The organism is Thermus sp. FJN-A (genome assembly GCF_054655095.1).
In genome coordinates this window covers 1-300 of sequence record NZ_BAAHSC010000026.1, presented here as the reverse complement: position 1 = coordinate 300, position 300 = coordinate 1, and the positions used below count along the sequence as shown (strand labels likewise).

Annotated in this window: 1 protein-coding gene; it reads right to left on the bottom strand. The window is 71.3% G+C overall.

The genetic code is table 11. From position 1 onward, the window contains the following. Positions 1-300: tyrosine-type recombinase/integrase (locus tag ACYQ0J_RS00125; RefSeq protein WP_460170219.1), on the bottom strand; the 300-nt coding region annotated here is incomplete at both ends.

Here is a 300-nt window from a genome sequence, read left to right as displayed (position 1 = left end):
GGAGCTGTGCCCCAGAAGCTCCTTCACCTCGTCAATCCCCCGCCCCGCCTCCACCAGGGCGCTGGCGTAGGAGTGGCGGAGCTTATGGGGGGTGATGCGTTGCCAGTCCTTGAGCCCCGCCCGCCTGGCCACCCGCTTCACCATGGCCTCCACCGCCCGGGCGGAGAAGGGCTTTCCCCGGTTGGGCCCCGTGGTGTGGCTCCAGATGTAGGGGCTCGTGGGGTGGCCCTCGAGGTTCCGGTGCCGCAGCCACTGGTGCAGGGCCCGCTGGGCCGTGGGCGAGAGGACCACCATCCGCTC